We start from the raw sequence: 613 nt of genomic DNA, 5'->3' as shown, positions 1-613 counted from the left end.
GTGCCAATCGGTAAGCCAATCAATAACACCAAAGCATATATTCTGAATACTGATTTATCCCTTCAACCTATAGGGACGCCCGGGGAGTTGTTCCTTTCCGGTGACGGCGTCGCCCGCGGTTATCTGAACCGCCCGGAACTGACAGAGGAGAAGTTCATACAAAATCCATACAGCCCTGAGGAGAGAATGTACCGGACGGGCGATTTGGCCCGTTTTATGCCGGATGGAAACATAGAGTTTCTGGGCCGTATCGACCACCAGGTGAAAATCAGAGGGCATCGGATCGAACCGGGAGAAATCGAAAATGTGCTTCTGAAGCACCCTCGTGTCAAAGATGTCACAGTCAGGGAATGGGGCACAGACAACGCAACCTCCCTGTGTGCTTACATCGTTACGGATGAGACTTCAGATCGAGATAACTTCAAAGCATATCTGGCTGAAAAAGTGCCGCATTATATGGTGCCATCATTCTTCATGGAACTGGACACCATACCATTGACTCCAAACGGAAAAGTGGATCGCCATGCCTTGCCGGAGCCCGATGTGTCCTCAGCTTTGGAAGAGTATGTCGCACCACAGACAGAGGTTGAAAAACAGCTGGCGGAGATTTGGC

Annotated in this window: 1 protein-coding gene; it reads left to right on the top strand. The window is 50.2% G+C overall.

Annotated features, from left to right (window positions below):
* Positions 1–613 (top strand): AMP-binding enzyme (locus tag EYB29_RS11270; RefSeq protein WP_166627302.1); only part of this gene is annotated, 613 nt, incomplete at both ends.

Source organism: Jeotgalicoccus sp. S0W5, from assembly GCF_011634875.1.
Classification (GTDB): domain Bacteria; phylum Bacillota; class Bacilli; order Staphylococcales; family Salinicoccaceae; genus Jeotgalicoccus; species Jeotgalicoccus marinus.
The sequence above is the reverse complement of the archived record's forward strand: the minus strand, read 5'-3'. Positions and strand labels throughout refer to the sequence as shown.